This is a genomic window from Paraburkholderia piptadeniae (assembly GCF_900007165.1).
Classification (GTDB): Bacteria; Pseudomonadota; Gammaproteobacteria; order Burkholderiales; family Burkholderiaceae; genus Paraburkholderia; species Paraburkholderia piptadeniae.
Genome location: NZ_CYGY02000067.1, coordinates 55,495 through 70,991, shown reverse-complemented (window position 1 = coordinate 70,991; position 15,497 = coordinate 55,495). Strand labels below are relative to the sequence as shown.

The 15,497-nt window shown below is 62.4% G+C and carries 15 protein-coding genes; 3 read left to right on the top strand and 12 right to left on the bottom strand.

The genetic code is table 11. The annotated features are described in order from the left end of the window. Window positions 1–121 precede the first annotated feature (121 nt). The 6 genes from kdgD to BN2476_RS32100 all read right to left on the bottom strand — a co-directional run bounded on the left by kdgD (window position 122) and on the right by BN2476_RS32100 (window position 6,685). Window positions 122–1,039, bottom strand: a complete 918-nt coding sequence (gene kdgD / locus BN2476_RS32125; protein ID WP_087738226.1) for a 5-dehydro-4-deoxyglucarate dehydratase — start codon at window positions 1,037–1,039, stop codon at window positions 122–124. Window positions 1,040–1,179: 140 nt separating this feature from the next. After that, window positions 1,180–2,529, bottom strand: coding sequence for a glucarate dehydratase (gene gudD / locus BN2476_RS32120; RefSeq protein ID WP_087738225.1), 1,350 nt, complete (start codon window positions 2,527–2,529; stop codon window positions 1,180–1,182). Between the two features lie 45 nt (window positions 2,530–2,574). After that, a complete protein-coding gene (locus tag BN2476_RS32115) occupies window positions 2,575–3,681 on the bottom strand; it encodes a lactonase family protein (RefSeq protein ID WP_087738311.1) in 1,107 nt (368 codons plus the stop codon). A 58-nt stretch (window positions 3,682–3,739) separates the two neighbouring features. After that, the gene (locus BN2476_RS32110) at window positions 3,740–4,633 is read right to left on the bottom strand and encodes a 2-hydroxy-3-oxopropionate reductase (RefSeq protein ID WP_087738224.1); all 894 of its coding nucleotides are present in this window, start codon (window positions 4,631–4,633) and stop codon (window positions 3,740–3,742) included. Between the two features lie 39 nt (window positions 4,634–4,672). Then, the gene (gene garL / locus BN2476_RS32105; protein WP_087738223.1) at window positions 4,673–5,458 is read right to left on the bottom strand and encodes a 2-dehydro-3-deoxyglucarate aldolase; all 786 of its coding nucleotides are present in this window, start codon (window positions 5,456–5,458) and stop codon (window positions 4,673–4,675) included. Window positions 5,459–5,923: 465 nt separating this feature from the next. Further along, on the bottom strand, window positions 5,924–6,685 hold the full coding sequence (locus BN2476_RS32100; RefSeq protein WP_087738222.1) for a FadR/GntR family transcriptional regulator: 762 nt from the start codon (window positions 6,683–6,685) through the stop codon (window positions 5,924–5,926). 442 nt (window positions 6,686–7,127) lie between these two features. Between BN2476_RS32100 and BN2476_RS32095 the strand changes: the two genes are divergently transcribed. Continuing rightward, a complete protein-coding gene (locus BN2476_RS32095) occupies window positions 7,128–8,258 on the top strand; it encodes a GGDEF domain-containing protein (RefSeq protein WP_235851051.1) in 1,131 nt (376 codons plus the stop codon). A gap of 180 nt (window positions 8,259–8,438) precedes the next feature. Here the strand turns inward: BN2476_RS32095 and BN2476_RS32090 are convergent, their stop codons facing one another. From BN2476_RS32090 to BN2476_RS32060, 5 genes are all read right to left on the bottom strand, one after another. Next, complete coding sequence (locus BN2476_RS32090) at window positions 8,439–10,232, bottom strand: hypothetical protein (RefSeq protein WP_087738220.1); 1,794 nt, start codon at window positions 10,230–10,232, stop codon at window positions 8,439–8,441. 873 nt (window positions 10,233–11,105) lie between these two features. Further along, the gene (locus tag BN2476_RS32075; RefSeq protein ID WP_087738217.1) at window positions 11,106–11,819 is read right to left on the bottom strand and encodes an aquaporin; all 714 of its coding nucleotides are present in this window, start codon (window positions 11,817–11,819) and stop codon (window positions 11,106–11,108) included. Then, a complete protein-coding gene (locus BN2476_RS32070; RefSeq protein ID WP_087738216.1) occupies window positions 11,816–12,310 on the bottom strand; it encodes an arsenate reductase ArsC in 495 nt (164 codons plus the stop codon). The genes BN2476_RS32075 and BN2476_RS32070 overlap by 4 nt, the downstream gene beginning before the upstream one ends. Before the next feature lie 28 nt (window positions 12,311–12,338). Beyond that, complete coding sequence (locus BN2476_RS32065) at window positions 12,339–12,830, bottom strand: ArsI/CadI family heavy metal resistance metalloenzyme (protein ID WP_087738215.1); 492 nt, start codon at window positions 12,828–12,830, stop codon at window positions 12,339–12,341. Next, window positions 12,827–13,162, bottom strand: coding sequence for an ArsR/SmtB family transcription factor (locus tag BN2476_RS32060; protein ID WP_087738214.1), 336 nt, complete (start codon window positions 13,160–13,162; stop codon window positions 12,827–12,829). The genes BN2476_RS32065 and BN2476_RS32060 overlap by 4 nt, the downstream gene beginning before the upstream one ends. Window positions 13,163–13,402: 240 nt before the next feature. On the opposite strand from BN2476_RS32060, the gene BN2476_RS32055 reads away from it, so the two are divergent. After that, window positions 13,403–14,950, top strand: a complete 1,548-nt coding sequence (locus BN2476_RS32055; protein WP_087738213.1) for a methyl-accepting chemotaxis protein — start codon at window positions 13,403–13,405, stop codon at window positions 14,948–14,950. A gap of 18 nt (window positions 14,951–14,968) precedes the next feature. Here the strand turns inward: BN2476_RS32055 and BN2476_RS46715 are convergent, their stop codons facing one another. Beyond that, the gene (locus BN2476_RS46715) at window positions 14,969–15,139 is read right to left on the bottom strand and encodes a hypothetical protein (RefSeq protein WP_160111797.1); all 171 of its coding nucleotides are present in this window, start codon (window positions 15,137–15,139) and stop codon (window positions 14,969–14,971) included. 201 nt (window positions 15,140–15,340) lie between these two features. Here BN2476_RS46715 and BN2476_RS46710 point away from each other — a divergent pair, with 201 nt between their 5' ends. Next, the gene (locus BN2476_RS46710; RefSeq protein WP_160111796.1) at window positions 15,341–15,478 is read left to right on the top strand and encodes a hypothetical protein; all 138 of its coding nucleotides are present in this window, start codon (window positions 15,341–15,343) and stop codon (window positions 15,476–15,478) included. Window positions 15,479–15,497 lie beyond the last annotated feature (19 nt).

Below are 15,497 nucleotides of genomic sequence, written 5' to 3'. Positions count from 1 at the left end.
CTAACCCGCTAACCCGCTAACCCGCTAACCCGCTAACCCGCTAACCACGCGACGCGCGACAGCCGTTGCGTTGCGCGTCAGCCCTCGCGACGGCGCGAAACGCATCCGCATCAGATGGATGTCACTGAGCGCCGAGCTTCTTGATCAGCGCATCGAGTTGCGCCATTTCGTCTTCGGTCAGATCGGTCAGCGGCGCGCGCACCGGGCCCGCGTCACGGCCGACCAGCTTTGCGCCCGCCTTCACGATGCTCACCGCGTAACCCTGGCGACGATTGCGGATCGCCAGATACGGCAGGAAGAACTCGTCGAGCAGCTTGCCCGTCGTAGCGTGATCGTCGGCGGCGATCGCGCGGTAGAACGCCATCGCCGTCTTCGGAATGAAGTTGAACACGGCCGACGAATAGACGGGGACGCCCAGCGCCTTGTATGCGGCTGCGTAGACTTCCGCCGTCGGCAGGCCGCCGAGGTACGAGAAGCGGTCGCCCATGCGCCGGCGGATCGTCACCATGCTTTCGATGTCGCCCACGCCGTCCTTGAAGCCGATCAGATTCGGGCACTTGTCCGCGAGACGTTCGAGCGTGTCCGCGTTGAGCTTCGAGTTGGCGCGGTTGTAGACGATCACGCCGATGTTCTTTACCGCGTTGCACACCTGCTCGACATGCGCGGCGATGCCTTCCTGAGGCGCTTCCGTCAGATAGTGCGGCATCAGCAGCACGCCGCTCGCGCCGAGGCGCCCGGCTTCCTGCGCGTATTCGATTGCGACGCGCGTCGGTCCGCCCGCGCCTGCGAGAATGGGCACCTTGCCTTTGCAGGTCTCCGTCGCCGTGCGGATGATGTTCGTATAGTCGGACTTCGTCAGCGAGAAGAATTCGCCTGTGCCGCCCGCCGCGAAGAGGGCCGTCGCGCCATACGGCGCGAGCCATTCGAGACGCGCCGCATAGGTGTCGGCGCGGAAGTTGCCGTTGCTGTCGAAGTCGGTGACGGGGAACGACAGAAGACCTTCGGAAACGATCGCTTTGAGTTCTTGAGGCGTGGTCATGGTTCGCTTTGAATGTCGGTCAATGTGACGCGGCCATGCTGGCCGCGTTGCTTCGGCGTTCCGCCTTGGTTCGCTATCAGCGCACGATCGGAGTGATCGGAGCACGATCGGCGTGCGAACAGCGCGCGGTTAGCCCGACATCAGCGCACGAGGCAGGGACGCTTGTTGTCGAACTTCCAGTTCGGAATCAGGTACTGCATCGCGACGCCATCGTCGCGCGCGCCCAGTCCATGCTGCTGATACAGCGCATGCGCTTTTTCGAGCGCATCCATGTCGAGCTCGATGCCGAGGCCAGGCCTCGCCGGCACCTTCACCTTGCCGCCGACGATCCGCAACGGATCGCGCGTCAGATACTGGCCGTCCTGCCAGATCCAGTGCGTGTCGATCGCGGTGATCTTGCCGGGCGCGGCGGCCGCGACGTGCGTGAACATCGCGAGCGAGATGTCGAAGTGATTGTTCGAGTGCGAGCCCCATGTGAGGCCCCAGTCGTTGCACATCTGCGCGACGCGCACCGATCCTTGCATCGTCCAGAAGTGCGGGTCGGCGAGCGGAATGTCGACCGATTGCAACTGGATTGCATGGCCCATCTGGCGCCAGTCGGTCGCGATCATGTTGGTGGCCGTCGGCAGGCCCGTCGCGCGGCGGAATTCGGCCATCACTTCGCGGCCCGAATAGCCGTTCTCCGCGCCGCACGGGTCTTCGGCGTAGGCGAGCACATCGTGCTTGTCGCGGCACAGGCGGATCGCTTCCGCGAGCGACCACGCGCCGTTCGGATCGAGCGTCACGCGTGCATCGGGGAAGCGTTCGGCGAGCGCCGTGACCGCTTCGATTTCGGCGTCGCCGGAAAGCACACCGCCCTTCAGCTTGAAGTCGTTGAAGCCATAGCGCGCTTGCGCCGCTTCCGCGAGGCGGACGACGGCCTCGGGCGTCATTGCTTCTTCGGTGCGCAGGCGTTCCCAGTTGTCGCGGCCTTCGGCGCCGCTCGCATACGGCAGGTCCGTTTTGTTGCGGTCGCCGATATAGAACAGATAGCCGAGCATTTCGACTTCGTCGCGTTGCTGGCCTTCGCCGAGCAGCGCCGCGACGGGCACGCCGAGATGCTGGCCGAGCAGATCGAGCAACGCGGCTTCGAGCGCCGTTACCGCGTGGATGGTCGTGCGCAGGTCGAAGGTCTGCAGGCCGCGGCCGCCCGCGTCGCGATCCGCGAATTGCTTGCGTACCTTGTTCAGCGCCGCGTGCAGATTGCCGATGGACTGGCCGACTACGAACGGGCGCGCATCGTCGATGGTCTTGCGGATATTCTCGCCGCCCGGCACTTCGCCGACGCCTGTGTTGCCCGCGCTATCGCGCAGAATGACGACGTTGCGCGTGAAGAACGGTCCATGCGCGCCGCTCAGGTTCATCAGCATGCTGTCGCGGCCGGCGACGGGCACAACGCGCAATTCGGTGACGGTCGGCGCGCGCTGGGTTTGGGATGCGATCGTAGACATGAAAGTCGGTCCTGAAGTTCGATGCTGGGAGATCAAGGAGTGGGCTCAGCAGACGTCGTGCGGCATCTGTCGAATGATTTCGACCCAGTTCGCGCCGCGTCCGCCTTCACAGCGCGACAGCAGGGCAAGCGCGCCTGAGCCGGCGTCGATCGCAAAGACGGCGACGTGCGTCGACTGCTCGCCGCATGCGACGAGGAAGCGTCCGCTCGGATCGATCCTGAAGCCGCGCGGCTGCGTTTCGGTGTCGGTGTAGCCCGCGTATTCGAGCGATCCGTCGTCCGTCACGCGATAGCTGATCAGCCGGCTCGTCGTGCGATCGGCGACGAAAACGAAACGTCCGTCGGGTGTGAGCTGAATGTCGGCGGCCCAGATGCGTGTCGATGGATCGACTTCAGTGCCCGCAGTGCCCGAAGCACGCGGACGCGGGCCATCGTGCAGATGAGCAAGCGCCGGCGCACGCGGCGCGATCGAGCGGGCAGTGAGCGTGCCCGTTTCTGCATCGCGTGCGAACACTGCGACCGTCGCGCGAAACTCGCTCGATACATAGAGCGTTTTGCCATCAGGCGAAAAGCGCAGATGACGCGGACCGAAGCCCGGCTCGACGCGCACCTTCTGCACGAGTTCGAGCCGTGCATCGGCGGCGCGCTCGACGATCGCGTAACACGACACCGTATCGGAGCCGAGCGACGCGACGTACGCAAAGCGGCCATCCGAAGACGCCACGATCGAATGGGCGTTCTCGATGCCGTCGATCACCTGGACCGGTTCGACGTGCGCGTGCGCATGAACATCGGCGGCGCGATACAGGCTCACCGAATGCTCGCCATACGATGCGCCGAGCAGCCATGCGCCGGACGGCGCCAGCGACAGATAGGCGAGGCTGGATGCAATGGACGCTGTTCGCAGTCGCGCGAGGCTGCCCGTGCCCGAATCGACGGAATACGTGACGATGGTTCGCTTCGCTGCGCGCGTTGCGGCGTGGAGCAGGCTGCCGTCGGCGGACAGCGCCATCGGCATGACGGCCTCGCCAGCGGGATGACGCGCGAGGCGCTCGATGCGGCCCGTCGAAGCGTCGACGCGAAACACGGCAAGATCGCCGTCCGCCGCATTCGAGACGATCGCGAAGAACGATGCGTGAGTCGGGGCGCTCATGATGTGCGTGCGTCCGTTCGACAATCAGGCATCCGCGATGAACGTGTCAGCGTCATCGTCATTTCCGCTGCTGTCCGATTTCGTGATCGGCGAGATACTCCAGCGCGCGGACCATGCCCGAGTGATCCCATGCGTTGCCGCCGTGCGCCGCGCACGCGTTGAAAAGCGCCTGACAGGTGGCCGTATTCGGCAGCGAAACACCGAGCGCTTGCGCTGTCGAAAGCGCAAGGTTCAGATCCTTTTGATGCAGCTCGATACGAAAGCCCGGATCGAACGTGCGCTTCGTCATGCGTTCGCCGTGCACTTCGAGAATGCGCGACGAAGCGAAGCCGCCCATCAGCGCCTTGCGCACCTTCTCCGCATCGACTCCCGCTTTCGACGCGAGCAGCAGCGCCTCGCCGACGGCTTCGATCGTCGCCGCGACGATGACCTGATTGGCCACCTTGCAGATCTGGCCCGCGCCCACTTCGCCGATCAGCGAGACGTTCTTGCCCATCATGTCGAAGAACGGCTTGACGGCGTCGAACGCGACTTGCGAGCCGCCCACCATGATCGTCAGCGACGCAGCCTTCGCGCCGACTTCGCCGCCGGACACGGGCGCGTCGAGATACTCGGCGCCTTTCTCGCGCACGCGCGCCGCGAAGTCGCGCGTCGCGATCGGCGAGATCGAGCTCATGTCGACGACGATCTGGCCTTGACGCAGCTTGCTTGCCACGCCGTTCTCGCCGAACAGCACGCGTTCGACGTCGGGCGTGTCGGGCACCATGATGAAGATCACATCGGCTTTTTGCGCGAGGTCGGCGGGGCTGCTGCAGGCGAGCACACCCGATTGCGTCAGCTCGTCCGGCACGCCGCTGCGCGTGAAGGCGGCAAGCTCGACACCGTTCTTGCGAAGATTGGCCGCCATGGGCTTGCCCATGATGCCGAGTCCGATGAAGCCTGCTTTTTTCATTCGCTACTCCAGATAGTGTGAGGTGAGGGGGCGTCCCGCTCAGTCCGGCATGAAATGCTTTCGGACGTTTAGCGCGGCATTGCGCAGAAGCCCCATGTCGGCGCACACGGAAACCAGCGTGCTGCCCATGGCCAGGTAGCGTTCCGCGTCCTGCTGCACGGGCGCGAGGATGCCCGAGGCCTTGCCCGCCGCTTTCGCCCGTTCGAACACATGCGCGATGGCCTGCTGGACATCGGCGTGCGCCGGATTGCCGAGATGGCCGTATGCGGCGGCGAGGTCCGACGGTCCGATGAAAACGCCGTCGATGCCTTCGACCGCCGCGATTTCGTCGATCGCCTCGACGGCCGCGCGGCTCTCGATCTGCACGACGACGCAGATGTTCTCATTGGCGACGTGCAGGTAGTCGGCCACCGTGCCGTAGCGGTTGCCGCGCTGACTGACCGACACGCCGCGAATGCCGTGCGGCGGATAGCGGGTGGCGGCCACGGCGCGGCGCGCATCGTCCGCGCTATCGACGAACGGAATCAGGAAATTGAAGAAGCCCAGGTCGAGCATGCGCTTGATGATCACGCTGTCGTTGGCGGGCGGCCGAACCACGGGCGCCGAACGGCTGTCTTTCAACGCCATCAGTTGGGGGATCAACGTGAGTTCGTCGTTGGGCGCGTGTTCGGCGTCGAGCAGGAGCCAGTCGAAGCCGACGGTGCCCAGCAGTTCGGTCGTGATCGGGCTCGCAAACGACGCCCAGCAGCCGATGAGCCGCTCGCCGCCTCTGACGGCGGTGCGAAAGCTGTTCGGCAGCGGTTGATATGGGGACGGCTGGGTCATCTCATTCTCCTGTCGGCCAGAGTGCGCGCTTTGGCTCTTGCTCCGGGCCCATGCAAGGTGGTTGCCCGGCTGGCGAAGCCCGCACGGGAACATGGTATGTCATAGGACGTCTGAACACAAGATAAGTCGTCAGTTGACCTGGAGGAAGGCTGGTAAACCCTGAATTTGTCCACGAGCTATCCGCGACAAGCCCGCAAGGCGGCTGCGCGTAAGGACATGCGCGGCCCGCGTACGCGAAATATGTTGTACGATGACCGATGCCGACCGGACCGATGGAGAAAGAACAGCGCGCCCACGACGACTTTCCGGCAGAACCGTTGCCGCATCGGTTAGCCGGCGGACCGTCCGCTCAGCCCAGCGGCGTCGCCGCGAAAAACGGATCGGCAACGCGCGATCGTCCAATCCGCTGCGCAAAAAAAAAAGCGGCCACATGCGGGCCGCTCGTCTGGTTGCGTCGTCGATGGATCACGTCGTGCGAGTCGCCGCCGCTTCTTCCGCCTGAGCGCTTGCACGGCGCAAGCGTTCACGGCTGCTCGACAGATGCATGCGCATCGCGGCGCGCGCACCATCGGGGTCCTTGCGCGCGATCGCGTCGAGAATGTTCTCGTGTTCGAGATTGACGCGCGCCATATACGCGTTGAGATCGCTTTGCGCGAGTCCCGGCGAATCCACGCGATGCCGCGGAATCAGCGCCGTGCCCAGTTGCGTGAGGATGTCGACGAAATAGCGATTGCCCGTCGCGCTCGCAATCGAAATGTGGAATCGCAGATCTGCGGCCGTGCTGTCGCCGCCTGCGCGGCTCGCTTCTTCGACGGCATCGAGCGCCTCGCGTATCTTCGCGATGTCGCGTTCGCTCGCGCGTTGGGCCGCGAGCCCCGCGCATTCCGTTTCCAGGCTGATGCGCAATTCCAGCACCGAGAGCACATCGTTCAGCGTGGTCGCGGGGACCATCTCGAGGCCCAGCGGTTCGCGACGTGGTTCGAGCACGAAGCTGCCGATGCCGTGGCGCGTTTCGATCACGCTATTCGCCTGCAGCCGCGAAATGGCTTCGCGTACCACCGTGCGGCTCACGCCGAGCAACGACATCAGCGTGGTTTCAGTCGGCAGTTGATCGCCGGGCTTGAGCGCGTGCGATGCAACCTGCTCGTTCACATAAGCGACGACCTGATCAGCAAGACTCCCGCGTGGTCGCCTCGGGGTCGAACCTGGTGCAGCAGACGCGGCCATGAAACGCTCCTCGGGGATTCAGATTTGTCTTCATTATACGTTGTCCTACAACGCGAAAGCGGGGCGTAGTTACGAATTGACTGGCCGTCAAAAGGCGAATACGTCGCGTCCGAATCGCTATTCGTAGCGTTATTGCACGGCTCGTCGGACATCGCATTGCAAGTTGTCTCTCCACACCTGATGCGCGTTTCGTTGCAGTTGCAAGCATCTGCAATGCGGCTCACGCGTCCAGCGTGATGCGCGGTAAAAACGCGTGTGGCACGGTACGCGTCGGACAGATGTTCATGCGGTCCGCATTCGCCGTGCGGTATATTGCGAGCCTGATCTGCAGCGCACATGAGGCGGGCAAATCCGTCGCCGTCAGCGAGCCGGGGCGGTTCTCATGTCGCCAGACCGCTACCGGAACCGTATGCCAGCCCTCGATCTCCGCACCGTCATTCTCATGTCGTCAGTCATGCCTGGGCTGATGTCGCTCGTGATGTTTTCACTGGGGCGTGGCTTTCCGGCGAACATTCGCGGGGTTGGGCATTGGGCGTCGGGGGCGCTGGTCGTGTCGGTGTCGGCGATCATGCTTGCGCTGCGCGGCGGCATCGCCGACTGGCTTTCCATTGTCGTCGCGAATGTCGGCATGATCCTCGGCTCGGGGCTGTGGGTGATCGGCAGCCAGCTGTTTTTCGGGCGCCGTCCGTCGCGGCGCTTCATTGCACTGCTGCTGATCGTCGGCGTGATCGCGATGAGCTGGATGACGTGGGTGCAGCCGTCCGTCGCGGGACGCACGATCTGCATGTCTCTGATCCTGACCCTGACCTACGGAGCGCATTGCGTCGTGATGCTGCGTTTCGGCCGCGGCAGCAATACTGCGCTATTCGTCGGCTCGATGCTGCTGGTCCAGACGACCGTGACGGCGGCGCGTGCCGTCACGATGTTCATGCCGGCATGGGCGAACGCCGGGCTCTTTTCAGCGGACCTCTTCCAGATAATCTATCTGACGACGGGCTCGCTGATGTCGCTGACGGTGACGGTCGGCCTGCTGTTCGCCGCGATGGACCGGCTTCGCAACCAGCTCGAACAGCAGTCCTTCATGGACCCGCTGACGGGCTTGCTGAATCGCCGCGCCTTTCTGAGCGCGCATCAGCAGGAACGCGAAAAGACGATGCGCACAGGCGGACTCCTTTCGCTGATCCTGATCGATCTCGATCACTTCAAGCAAGTGAACGACACGTACGGGCACGCGACGGGCGATCGCATCCTGATCGACTTCGCCCGACGCGTCGCCGACATGCTGCCGGAGCACGGCCACTTTGCGCGCTGGGGCGGCGAGGAATTTGCCGTGCTGCTGCCGCGCGCGCAACCCGACGAGGCGAGAGAGCAGGCCGAAATCATCCGGCGACGGGTCGAGCAGAAAGAGGACGAGTCGCTGCCCGGCTATACGTGCAGCATCGGCGTCGTGTGCATGGCCGCAGCCGACGCGACCATCGAGCAACTCGCGCGCGATGCCGACGAAGCGCTGTACGGCGCGAAGCGCGGCGGCCGGAACTGCGTCAGGATCAGCGATCATGTGATCCTGCTTTAGGCGTGTCGTTGCCGCGAACGCTTTGAAAAGCCAATTTGCGTCGCGCGCGTCAGCGGCTCGCGAACGGGCGGTGTCCTGTAACGGGCGCGTTGCAGCAACGCTCGGCTGCGACGCAAAACGGCCCGCCGGGTGGCGGGCCGCTGAGACAGCTTCGTCGGTGCTTAATCAGTGCGTGCCGGATTAGCTGTCGGCGTTCGCCGCAATGAAGCTCGAAAGCGCCGAGTATGGCTGGCTAATGGGAGTACCGTTGATCATAATGCCGTACGTGTTGTTGCCGCTGTCCAGCACGTAGTACATCACAGACTGGATATTGTGGCTCTTTCTCGACCGGTAGTAGCTCGCCAGCGTCGAAGAAATGTAGGCGGCGCGATAATCCTCGGTTTTCTCCGGGCCGGTATTCCATTCGGAGATGATGAACGGCACACCGTATCGGGCCTTGCAGTAGGTCGGCAGATCGAAGCCCGGACCTGCACCGTCGACCCCGATGTTGAAGATGTCGCCGTACACTTCGTAGTTGTGCCACGTCGTGACGTCCCAGCGCACTTTCGGATAGCCGCCGCTGCCGTCCGGCTGCATGCCGTCCCACAGCGCATCGGCTGCGCCGACGTCAGCGACGCAGAAGTTGATCCCGCACTTCGCCGACGGTTGAACCGACTTCACGCCGTCGATCATTCCGCGCATCACGCCGCGCATGACGGGCCAATTGGCGTTGTTGAAATCGGAGGCCTTCGTTCCCGCGTACGTGAAGTCCATGACAGTTGCGGCCTGTCGTGTCAGTTCGTTTCCGCATTCATAGAGCGTGACGCCATACGGCTGGAGCGCTTTTGCGACCGCCATGCCGACCGCGAATCCACGGTTGTATGCGGCGCCTTCGCCGGGAAGCAGCTTGCCGGTTGCGTCATACACGCCCTGGTTGACGAGAACGAACAGCGTGAGTCCGGCGGCCTGGAAGGCCTGCGCCAGCTTCGCGACGGCATTCAATTGCAACGGGTCGTCGGTACATCCCACACGATACGACGTGCAGCCCATGTTCTTCATGATCGCGACAAGCTGCGCGGGCGTGTACGTGTAGTCGAAGTGTCCGTTGACGCCGTAAAAACTTCCAGCCGTCGTCAGCGACGTAGCGAGGCGCGGGTCGTCACACGGCACCCATCTGTCGAGGTCCGCGAGTACATAGAACTGACCGGCCGTGCCGCAATGCCAGATCTTGCCGCCGTACCACAGCAGGAGCGAAACGTTGTACGTGTTGCCGACGGTCGCGCGGTTGCGGTAAATGACGCCGTTGACGACCGTCCAGATTGCGCCCGTCTTGTCGATGATGTACGTGGCCGAAGGAATGGTCGTGCCGTCAGCCGACGTGCCACCGAGGCGCGGATCGTTGCAGGCGTTCCACGAAGAGCCGTTCCATCCATAGAACTGGCCGCCCGTACCCTGGTGATAAATGCTGCCGCCGAACCAGAGCAGCAGCGACACGTTGTACGTGTTGCCGACGGTCGATCCGTTTCGATAGATCACGCCGTTGACGACGGTCCATACCGCGCCGGACGTATCGATGATCTGCGAGGCAGGGGGAATCGTGGTGCCGTCTGCGGAGGTGCCGCCGCCGCCCAGACGCGGATCGCCGCTCGCGAACCAGGTGGTGCCGTTCCACGCATAGAACTGACCGCCCGTGCCCTGGTGATAAACGGTGCCCCCGTACCACAGCACCAGCGTGACGTTGTAGTTGTTGCCGGCCTTTACGCCGTTCAAATACACGGAGCCGCCGGACAGCGTCCAAACGGAACCGTTGTTGTCGATGATGGACGATGCGGACGGAATCGTCGTGCCGTTCGCCGATGCAGCGCTTGCGCGGGCCGTCGATTTGGCAACGGGCGAGTCGCCGCTGATGCCTTCACTGCCGCCGCCGCATGCGGTCAGGATGTAACTGCCACCAAAGGAAGTTAGGAGTCCGAGAAATTGACGTCGTTTCATCATGGCTAACAAAGTCCTCGCCGTGAAGCTCACCGGCAGAAGTTGCGTAATTCGTCTGGGAGATGCGAGGAAAAGCGCAGATCGTCCGCTTCAGGGTTTGGAATTCCTGAAGCGCAAACGTTTGACCGACGCGGTGCGTTCCCGTGACAAGTTAAAAGAGCGCGGCAGGGGCATCCCTGTCCGCATTACCGCCTTGCAGGCAATAAGTACCTCAGTGTCCGTAAAGCAGTAAATGTCACAGACTCGATCAGCACTAAAAACAACTAATCGGTATTTAATGCCGTTCGATCAGTCCGAACAGCGCAAAGTCTACCGGGTTCTAGTGATTGTGCGTAATATCATAAGAAAAAACAAAGCAACCGCATGGATTTGTCGCATTGGAGAAGCGTTTTGCGCGATGTGCTTTCTGGTAAGAGGGTCTTTGCCGAATGATTTGGAATGCGACCCCGTAGATAAGAATCGGGCAATTTAATCGGCAGGAAGAGGGCGAATTATTACCGATTTCGGCATTGGAGGAGTAAGTATTTTTTTCAAGCCATGAGTCGCATTTGATCGCATCAGAGCAGCTTTTACCGAGGCACGATTACACGCGACACGGAATGTCCGTCGACGCTCTTCAGCGGGAAGTACATACGATGCGTTGACTGATCGACAGCCGCCACATGTGCGTTGAGTCCGATGCTGCCTTCGCCGATCTTCGACACGGTTGACGAACTTGCGGCAAACATCGACACGCAGAAGTGGCGGTGTGGCGCACGATCCATGCCACCGCCGTGATCATTGAATCAACGACGATCAATAGGGCAATGCGAAGACGACTCGTGCCGATCGGACGGATCATGAGTAACGCCCCATCGGGCCCGACAGCTATGCGCGTTAACGCATTCCGTTACGTGTGCCTGAGGACTCGATGACGTTGGGGCGCGCTGGGCGTCGGCGCAACTCGAACGTGGTGTGAAGCGCGAGACCGATCGCCGCGCCGATCAGTTCGGCGACCGCAAAGCCAGGCACGCTGGACGGTGCGATGCCCGCAAAGCTATCCGTGAACATGCGGCCGAACGCTGCGGCCGGGTTTGCAAATGACGTCGATGCTGTGAACCAGTACGCCGCGCCGATGTATGCAGCGACCATGATCGACGCGCGTCCGGCGGGTGCGCGCAGGATAACGAGCAGCAGGCCGGCCGTGGCCACGGCCTCTGCAATCCATTGGCCGGTTCCCGCGCGGATCTTGCCTGAAAACTCGACGATGGGCAGATCGAACATCGCGTGCGCAAGCCATGCGCCGAGCAATGCGCCGATCATCTGCGCAGCGATGTACGGCAGCAGTTCATGTGCAGGCAGATCACCACGCAATGCCATGACGGCGCTGACGGCGGGATTGAAATGCGCGCCGCTCAAAGGCCCGAATACTTCGATCAGCACATACAGGCCGCCCACGGTCGCCAGTGTGTTGGCGAGCAACGCGATCGCGACGTTGCCGCCCGCAAGCCGTTCGGCCATGATGCCGGAGCCGATCACCACGGCGAGCAGCAGCGCCGTGCCGATCAGCTCGGCGAGAACCTTGCGCTTGAGATCGATTACTGCCGTCATGATTCGGAAATCGCTGTGAGCGCTCTTTGTAGTTCGTCGTTGCTCATCGCTTCCAGTGGCAGTGCGAGCAATTGCAACATCCGGTATCCGATCGCCTGACGGGTGAGCTCGAACGCAATGCGCTTGCCTTCATCGCCGCCAGCCGCAACGGACGGGTCCGCATAGCCCCAGTGAACCTTGACGGGACTGCCTGGCCAGTAGGGGCACGCTTCCGCAGCCGCACTGTCGCAAACGGTAATGACGATGCGCATCGCAGGCGCATCGTCGCGCGCAAACTCGTCCCAGCTCTTGCTGCGATAGCCGCTCACGTCGATGCCCGCTTGCTTGAGCACCTCGACGGCGAACGGATTCAGCCGGCCGCCCGGTGCGCTGCCGGCGCTGAATGCGCGCACGTCCTTGCCGAGCTTCGCAGCGAGATGATTCAGCATGGCCTCGCCCAGCACGCTGCGGGCCGAGTTGTGCGTGCACAGAATCAATACGTTGGTCGTCATAGGTTGCCCATCGAATCGCGTGCAGGACTCAGCAGCACGAGGAAGACGAGGAAGACTTCACGGGAATGCCGATGGGTTTGCCCGACGACGGAGCGCAGCACGCGGTGGCCTCCGGGGCTTGCGTAGAGGACTGCGCCTTGCGCGATTCGCCGAACACGGGAATCTCGTTCAGCGTGTGATACGACTCCCATGCGATGCCCTGCGGATCGACGGTCCAATACTTGTTCGAGTTCGCGTAGCAGCAGGCCGTGCCGATCTGCTCGTCGACGGGCAATGCTGCGCCTTTCAGCCGGTCGTGCATCTCGTCCAGTTCGGCTTCGCTCTCGACCTGCACGCCCAGATGATCCAGGCCCGGCGTCGCGCCGCGCTGCGAGATGGCGAAATTCACGCGCGGATCGTCGAGCATCCACTTCGCGTAGTCGCTCTTCACGACGGTGGGCTCGGATGCGAACAACGCGGAGTAAAAGCGAACGCTTGCTGCGAGATCTTCGACGGCGACGTGAATATGAAAGCGCTTCATGATTGCTTCTTCCTGGAAGGCGAACATGCTGTCGTTGGCGTGCAGGGATTGCCGCCACAGCAGTTCTCGGTGAGATAGGCCAGCAGGCCGTTCATCGTTGCAAAGTTCGCGCAGTAATAGACAAAGCGCCCTTCTTGCCGGCTCGTGACGAGCTGCGCGTGAGCCAGCTCCTTCAGGTGAAAGGAGAGGGATGACGGTGCGACGTCGAGCAGCGCGGCGATCTGGCCCGCCGGCATGCCTTCGGGGCCCGCCTGCACGAGGGCGCGAAACACGGCAAGCCGGGACTCGTGCGCGAGTGCAGCCAAAGCGGCGACGGTCTGGTTCGTTTCCATATTTCAATGATAGTCGAAATATCGGACAAAGACCAAGGAGCGCGTGCTAAGCGCAATGGACGCTTGCGTGCGGTAATCCGCCTTATGCACCGCATCGGTGCGTGTAGTCATAAAAACTTCATTCAAGTATTCGCTTTTGGGGTCGTAAAAAAGACGCGTTCCTTCAGAAGGACTGTCTTCTCTCCGTGCCCCGCGGTCGCGCATGCATGCCTCCGCGACGCATTGCAATTCAGGTCTCCAATGCGCAAGTTAAGTATCAGAACCCGCCTGCTTCTTTTGACGGGCGCCGTTACCGTCATTGCCCTTTGCATCGGCGCGGCCGGGTGGATGGGTGTGTCGAGATCGATCGACACGCTGCGGCAGATGTATGAGGGGCGTGCCCAGGCGTTGCAGACGATATCGACCATCAACGAACTCGTCACCGAAACGGTCTTCGCAGTAAGCGACGCGATTCTTGATCCATCGGCGCAGAAAACCCGGGCGGTTGCTGCAAGCGGTGTCGCTCGCATCGAGCAGGTCGACACGCTGATGAAGCAGTATCTCGCCAACAGCGGATCGGGGGACTCGCGTGAACTCGCGACGAAATACGCTTCGAACTGGGCGAACCTGCGCGACAAGGGTCTGCGGCCAGCCGTTCAGCAACTGAGCGCAAACAGCCTGGCCGAGGCGCAGTGGGTGCAGACGCAAACCGTCGACCCGTTGTCGCGCACATTGAAGCAACAGGGCGCGGAATTGCGCAAGATCGAATTGACGGCCGCGCAATCCGAATACGAGCAGGCGACCACGGCAGGACATGTCGTCGAACTGTTCGTCATCGGTTTTATCGTCGTTGGCTTGGGCGTCGTGGCTGCGCTGTGTGCGTCGATGTCGAGAAGCCTGTTCCGCGAGTTGGGCGGCGAGCCGCAGACGGCGGCCGAAATCGCCAATCGCGTAGCGTCGGGCGATCTCTCCGTCGAGGTGCCCGTGAAACCTGGCGACACGCACAGCGTATTGTTCGCGATGAAGACGATGCGCGAACGTCTGGCGTCGATGATCGGCGAGATCCGCCACTCGACGGATACGATCGCGGAAGCGAGCGCATCCATCGCGGGCGGCACGGGTACGCTTGCGACCAGCGCGGAGGAACACGCGGCGAGCATCCAGCAGACTTCGGCGAGCATGCAGCAACTTGCGTCGATGGTCAGAGCCAACGCGGAACATGCCGCCGAGGCACGCACGCTGGCGGGCATCGCGTCGGGAAAGGCCGGCGACGGGGACCGCGCCGCGAAGGACGCCGGCGCGCGGATGCGCGCACTCGCGGAACAGTCGGGCCGCGTGCGCGACATCACGTCGGTGATCGAAGGCATTGCATTCCAGACGAACCTGCTGGCCCTCAACGCCGCCGTCGAAGCCGCGCGCGCGGGCAATCAGGGGCGTGGCTTCGCCGTCGTCGCACAGGAGGTCCGCGCGCTGGCCGAACGAAGCTCGAAAGCGGCAAAGGAAATCGGTGCGCTGATCAAGGAGATGACGGCCGAAGTGGATCACAGCGGCGTTGCAGTCGAAGCAGCCGGGGCCACGATCGTCGATTTGCTGGCCGCCGTTCGCGGCGTGGCGGATCTGGTCGACTCGATCGCAGAAGCGTCGCGCGAGCAGAGCAACGGCATCGAACAGGTCAACGCAGCCGTTCTCGTGATGGACCGCGTGACGCAGCAGAACACCGCTTTCGTGCAGGACGGCGCGCAGGCGTCGGGCGATTTGCGCGTGCAGGCGGAATCCTTGCGGTCGGCTGTGCGGGCCTTTCAGCTTTAACCCGAAATCTTCTCTTTGCTACGCGAGCCCCGGCCGCTGAATGCTGCCGGCGGCTTTGCGCTTTTGGGCTTCGGCTTTCCTGCAAACGTCGAGCAACAACCATCGGGCGACCGTCTCGGGACGGTCCATGCCGTAGCGCGCCGAACGGATTTCCCGGCCGAAATAGACGATAACGCTGCCGTCCAGCACGCGATATGAGCCGGTATAAGTATTGCTGTCGATGGCGACTGTAAACGGTCGCCTTTCTTCGTATAGAGATACAACCACGCTTATAAAAGTGGTCCGCAAAACAAAAATCTAAATGGACGAATATCGTGAGTCAATCCAATGTACTTTTTGATGCAGTTTTATTTGGCGATTGGATGGTTCTCATATCAGCGGAGGCTAAAGATGGCTATCGACATTCGCGCGTATCTGTCACCGACATTTGTTCTATTGGCTCTTGACCGGGACGAAGAAAAAGCTTCAACGTGGAGTTGCAACTCTTTCCAGGCGCGCATCGCGCTGGCCGGCGAGCCGCATGCATGAAGTGCACTTGCGCATGACC

Coding starts and splice junctions, on each gene's coding strand:
- garL (WP_087738223.1), bottom strand. CDS start 5,458: ATGACCCAGCCGTCCCCATATCAACCGCTGCCGAACAGCTTTCGCACC.
- BN2476_RS32095 (WP_235851051.1), top strand. CDS start 7,128: ATGTCGTCAGTCATGCCTGGGCTGATGTCGCTCGTGATGTTTTCACTG.
- BN2476_RS32065 (WP_087738215.1), bottom strand. CDS start 12,830: ATGAAGCGCTTTCATATTCACGTCGCCGTCGAAGATCTCGCAGCAAGC.
- BN2476_RS46710 (WP_160111796.1), top strand. CDS start 15,341: ATGGCTATCGACATTCGCGCGTATCTGTCACCGACATTTGTTCTATTG.
- BN2476_RS32110 (WP_087738224.1), bottom strand. CDS start 4,633: ATGAAAAAAGCAGGCTTCATCGGACTCGGCATCATGGGCAAGCCCATG.
- gudD (WP_087738225.1), bottom strand. CDS start 2,529: ATGTCTACGATCGCATCCCAAACCCAGCGCGCGCCGACCGTCACCGAA.
- BN2476_RS32075 (WP_087738217.1), bottom strand. CDS start 11,819: ATGACGGCAGTAATCGATCTCAAGCGCAAGGTTCTCGCCGAGCTGATC.
- BN2476_RS32055 (WP_087738213.1), top strand. CDS start 13,403: ATGCGCAAGTTAAGTATCAGAACCCGCCTGCTTCTTTTGACGGGCGCC.
- BN2476_RS32100 (WP_087738222.1), bottom strand. CDS start 6,685: ATGGCCGCGTCTGCTGCACCAGGTTCGACCCCGAGGCGACCACGCGGG.
- BN2476_RS32115 (WP_087738311.1), bottom strand. CDS start 3,681: ATGAGCGCCCCGACTCACGCATCGTTCTTCGCGATCGTCTCGAATGCG.
- BN2476_RS32060 (WP_087738214.1), bottom strand. CDS start 13,162: ATGGAAACGAACCAGACCGTCGCCGCTTTGGCTGCACTCGCGCACGAG.
- kdgD (WP_087738226.1), bottom strand. CDS start 1,039: ATGACCACGCCTCAAGAACTCAAAGCGATCGTTTCCGAAGGTCTTCTG.
- BN2476_RS32070 (WP_087738216.1), bottom strand. CDS start 12,310: ATGACGACCAACGTATTGATTCTGTGCACGCACAACTCGGCCCGCAGC.
- BN2476_RS32090 (WP_087738220.1), bottom strand. CDS start 10,232: ATGATGAAACGACGTCAATTTCTCGGACTCCTAACTTCCTTTGGTGGC.